This is a genomic window from Corynebacterium sp. H130 (assembly GCF_037572395.1).
Taxonomy (GTDB): domain Bacteria; phylum Actinomycetota; class Actinomycetes; order Mycobacteriales; family Mycobacteriaceae; genus Corynebacterium.
In genome coordinates this window covers 1-5312 of record NZ_JBBHLA010000007.1, presented here as the reverse complement: position 1 = coordinate 5312, position 5312 = coordinate 1, and the positions used below count along the sequence as shown (strand labels likewise).

Below are 5312 nucleotides of genomic sequence, written 5' to 3'. Positions count from 1 at the left end.
TTTTTTGGGTGGCGGGTTTTTCCTCGTCGGATCGTCTGTCACCCGTGTTTTTTTGGACAATCATTCGTTGGTTGTTTGTTTTGCTAGGTTTTTGGCTTTTCATATGGCTGATTATCATCTTTTATGGAGAGTTTGATCCTGGCTCAGGACGAACGCTGGCGGCGTGCTTAACACATGCAAGTCGAACGGAAAGGCCCTTTCGGGGGTACTCGAGTGGCGAACGGGTGAGTAACACGTGGGTGATCTGCCCTGCACTTTGGGATAAGCCTGGGAAACTGGGTCTAATACCGAATATGACCAATCTTTAGTGTGGTTGGTGGAAAGCTTTTGCGGTGTGGGATGAGCCTGCGGCCTATCAGCTTGTTGGTGGGGTAATGGCCTACCAAGGCGTCGACGGGTAGCCGGACTGAGAGGTCGATCGGCCACATTGGGACTGAGACACGGCCCAGACTCCTACGGGAGGCAGCAGTGGGGAATATTGCACAATGGGCGCAAGCCTGATGCAGCGACGCCGCGTGGGGGATGACGGCCTTCGGGTTGTAAACCTCTTTCGACAGGGACGAAGCGTAAGTGACGGTACCTGTATAAGAAGCACCGGCTAACTACGTGCCAGCAGCCGCGGTAATACGTAGGGTGCGAGCGTTGTCCGGAATTACTGGGCGTAAAGAGCTCGTAGGTGGTTTGTCGCGTCGTCTGTGAAATACCGGGGCTTAACTTCGGAGCTGCAGGCGATACGGGCATAACTTGAGTGCTGTAGGGGAGACTGGAATTCCTGGTGTAGCGGTGAAATGCGCAGATATCAGGAGGAACACCGATGGCGAAGGCAGGTCTCTGGGCAGTAACTGACGCTGAGGAGCGAAAGCATGGGTAGCGAACAGGATTAGATACCCTGGTAGTCCATGCTGTAAACGGTGGGCGCTAGGTGTAGGGATCTTCCACGATTTCTGTGCCGTAGCTAACGCATTAAGCGCCCCGCCTGGGGAGTACGGCCGCAAGGCTAAAACTCAAAGGAATTGACGGGGGCCCGCACAAGCGGCGGAGCATGTGGATTAATTCGATGCAACGCGAAGAACCTTACCTGGGCTTGACATACACCGGACCGCTGCAGAGATGTAGCTTCCCTTGTGGCTGGTGTACAGGTGGTGCATGGTTGTCGTCAGCTCGTGTCGTGAGATGTTGGGTTAAGTCCCGCAACGAGCGCAACCCTTGTCTTATGTTGCCAGCACGTGATGGTGGGGACTCATGAGAGACTGCCGGGGTTAACTCGGAGGAAGGTGGGGATGACGTCAAATCATCATGCCCCTTATGTCCAGGGCTTCACACATGCTACAATGGTCGGTACAACGCGTCTTGCGAGCCTGTGAGGGTGAGCTAATCGCTGAAAGCCGGCCTCAGTTCGGATTGGGGTCTGCAACTCGACCCCATGAAGTCGGAGTCGCTAGTAATCGCAGATCAGCAACGCTGCGGTGAATACGTTCCCGGGCCTTGTACACACCGCCCGTCACGTCATGAAAGTCGGTAACACCCGAAGCCAGTGGCCCAACCCTTGTGGGGGGAGCTGTCGAAGGTGGGATCGGTGATTGGGACGAAGTCGTAACAAGGTAGCCGTACCGGAAGGTGCGGCTGGATCACCTCCTTTCTAAGGAGCTTATTTTTATTAGCCCGCAGTTGTGGGCTTTGCCAGCTGAGCAGGCGTGTGTTCTGCTGTTGGTTTGTTAATCGGGTGGAGACTAACTAGCCACTAAAGATAGTGGTGGTCATCATGATCAAAAAACAATTCTTTGTTGGTGCTTGGCATGCTGTTGGGTGTCTGGGACGGCAAACGCTTTTGTTTGTGTTCCAAAGTGGCGCCTTGAGTAATGGCTTTCTGCTTGTGTGGTGGTTGGTTGTTGTTTGGGGTGTGTGTTGTGTGAGAACTGTATAGTGGACGCGAGCAATTTTATCTTTGTTTTTTGTGTTTTTTGTTTTTGTGTTCTTGGTGTTTGTTACTTAAGGGCGCACGGTGGATGCCTTGGCATTTCGAGCCGATGAAGGACGTGTAAGGCTGCGATAAGCCTCGGGGAGTTGCCAATAGAGCGTTGATCCGAGGGTGTCCGAATGGGGAAACCCAGCCGTAGTAATGTGCGGTTACCTGCCCATGAATTCATAGTGGGTGTGGGGGTTACGCGGGGAAGTGAAACATCTCAGTACCCGTAGGAGAAGAAAACAATTGTGATTCCGTAAGTAGCGGCGAGCGAAAGTGGATGTTTGGCTAAACTGCATGCGTGTGATACCCGGCAGGGGTTGCGTGTGTGGGGTTGTGGGGACAGGCTGTTCTGTTACTGCCGTGACAGTCATGGATGCTCATGTGTTAGGGGAAGTGGTGTGGAATCGCCTGCCGTAGACGGTGAGAGCCCGGTACCTGAAAGTGTGTGGGGTCTGTGTGTTTGTTTCCCGAGTAGCAGCGGGCTCGTGGAATCTGCTGTGAATCTGCCGGGACCACCCGGTAAGCCTGAATACTCGAAATGACCGATAGCGGATTAGTACCGTGAGGGAATGGTGAAAAGTACCCCGGGAGGGGAGTGAAATAGTACCTGAAACCGTGTGCTTACAATCCGTCAGAGCCGACTTGTTTGGTGATGGCGTGCCTTTTGAAGAATGAGCCTGCGAGTCAGCGGCATGTCGCGAGGTTAACCCGTGTGGGGTAGTCGTAGCGAAAGCGAATACTAACTAGTGTGTTGAGTGGCATGTCTTGGACCCGAAGCGGGGTGATCTACCCATGGCCAGTGTGAAGCAGCTGTAAGAGGTTGTGGAGGCGCGAACCCACTTAGGTTGAAAACTGAGGGGATGAGTTGTGGGTAGGGGTGAAAGGCCAATCAAACTCCGTGATAGCTGGTTCTCCCCGAAATGCATTTTGGTGCAGCGTTGTGTGTTGCTTGCCGGAGGTAGAGCTACTGGTTGGTTTAGCGGGACTACAATCTTAGCGACGTCAGCCAAACTCCGAATGCCGGTTAAGTTAGCGCAGCAGTGAGACTGCGGGGGATAAGCTTCGTAGTCGAGAGGGAAACAGCCCAGATCGCCGGTTAAGGTCCCTAAGAGTGTGCTAAGTGGAAAAGGATGTGGGATCGCTTAGACAGCCAGGAGGTTGGCTTAGAAGCAGCCATCCTTGAAAGAGTGCGTAATAGCTCACTGGTCGAGTGGTTCTGCGCCGACAATGTAGTGGGGCTCAAGCACACCACCGAAACCGCGGCAATGACTTTTGTTGTTGGGTAGGGGAGCGTCGTGCACTGCGTTGAAGCGGCCAGGTAACTGCGTCCGTGGAGTGTGTGCGAGTGAGAATGCAGGCATGAGTAACGAATTGATGAGTGAGAATCTCATCCGCCGGATGACTAAGGGTTCCTGGGTCAAGCTCGTCTTCCCAGGGTGAGTCGGGGCCTAAGGCGAGGCCGACAGGCGTAGTCGATGGATAACGGGTTGATATTCCCGTACCCGAGTGTGCGCGCCCATGGTGAATCAGTGATACTAACCACCCTGATCACCTTCGCTTCCCTTCGGGGTGGTGTTGGTGTGATGCGTGGGGCCTGATCTGGTAGTAGCTAAGTGATGGGGTGACGCAGTGAGGTAGCCGAGCCACTTATTGGATTGTGGTGTAAGCGTGTAGCCCGCGGCCTAGGTAAATCCGGGACCGCACTTATGGGTGAGGCGTGATGCGTAGACCTTTGTTGGTTGATGTTGGTGATCCTGTACTGCCGAGAAAAGCCTCTAGCGATGTGCATATTCGGCCCGTACCCTAAACCGACACAGGTAGTCAGGTAGAGAATACTAAGGCGTTCGGGTGAACTGTGGTTAAGGAACTCGGCAAAATGCCCCCGTAACTTCGGGAGAAGGGGGACCACGACCCGTGATCATCTTTACGGTGTGAGCGGGTGGTGGTCGCAGAGAATAGAGGGAAGCGACTGTTTATTAAAAACACAGGTCCGTGCGAAGACATGAAGTCGATGTATACGGACTGACGCCTGCCCGGTGCTGGAAGGTTAAGAGGACCTGTTAGACCTTTTGGGTCGAAGCGGAGAATTTAAGCCCCAGTAAACGGCGGTGGTAACTATAACCATCCTAAGGTAGCGAAATTCCTTGTCGGGTAAGTTCCGACCTGCACGAATGGCGTAACGACTTCCCTGCTGTCTCAACCACAGGCCCGGTGAAATTGCAGTACGAGTAAAGATGCTCGTTACGCGCGGCAGGACGAAAAGACCCCGGGACCTTCACTATAGCTTGGTATTGGCATTTGGTGCGGTTTGTGTAGGATAGGTGGGAGACTTTGATCACATGGCGCCAGCTGTGTGGGAGTCGTTGTTGAAATACCACTCTGATCGTAGTAGATGTCTAACCTCGGCCCATGATCTGGGTTAGGGACAGTGCCTGGTGGGTAGTTTAACTGGGGCGGTTGCCTCCCAAAATGTAACGGAGGCGCCCAAAGGTTCCCTCAGCCTGGTTGGCAATCAGGTGGTGAGTGTAAGTGCACAAGGGAGCTTGACTGTGAGACTGACAGGTCGAGCAGGGACGAAAGTCGGGACTAGTGATCCGGCACCTACTTGTGGATGTGGTGTCGCTCAACGGATAAAAGGTACCCCGGGGATAACAGGCTGATCTTCCCCAAGAGTCCATATCGACGGGATGGTTTGGCACCTCGATGTCGGCTCGTCGCATCCTGGGGCTGGAGTAGGTCCCAAGGGTTGGGCTGTTCGCCCATTAAAGCGGCACGCGAGCTGGGTTTAGAACGTCGTGAGACAGTTCGGTCTCTATCCGCCGCGCGCGTTGAAACTTGAGAAAGGCTGTCCCTAGTACGAGAGGACCGGGACGGACGTACCTCTGGTGTGCCAGTTGTACCGCCAGGTGCATGGCTGGTTGGCTACGTACGGAAGGGATAACCGCTGAAAGCATCTAAGCGGGAAGCCTGTTTCAAGATAAGGTTTCTTTTGAGGTTCCCTATAGACTATGGGGTTGATAGGCCAGATCTGGAAGCACAGTAATGTGTGGAGGTGACTGGTACTAATACACCGACAAACAAACACACTAATTCAAGCAACACAAAAACTGTCGCACAAACAAACAAAAGACAACAAGATTGCTGACCGCGTCCACTATGCAGTATCTGACACAACACCCACACCATATGTGTGTGTGGCCAAGTCACAAGATGTGTCGGTGGTTGATAGCGTAAGGGAAACGCCCGGTCCCATTCCGAACCCGGAAGCTAAGCCTTACTGCGCCGATGGTACTGCACCTGGGAGGGTGTGGGAGAGTAGGACACCGCCGACCAAAAACTTTATAAA

The 5312-nt window shown here is 53.6% G+C and carries 3 rRNA genes; all 3 read left to right on the top strand.

From position 1 onward, the window contains the following. Positions 1 to 120 precede the first annotated feature (120 nt). The 3 genes from WG939_RS12025 (at position 121) to rrf (ending at position 5298) form a co-directional block, all read left to right on the top strand. A 16S ribosomal RNA gene (locus WG939_RS12025) occupies positions 121 to 1639 on the top strand. A 339-nt stretch (positions 1640 to 1978) separates the two neighbouring features. Beyond that, positions 1979 to 5053: ribosomal RNA gene (locus WG939_RS12020) — 23S ribosomal RNA — on the top strand. Between the two features lie 127 nt (positions 5054 to 5180). After that, positions 5181 to 5298: ribosomal RNA gene (gene rrf / locus WG939_RS12015) — 5S ribosomal RNA — on the top strand. Together the 16S, 23S and 5S rRNA genes form the textbook arrangement of a ribosomal RNA operon. Positions 5299 to 5312 lie beyond the last annotated feature (14 nt).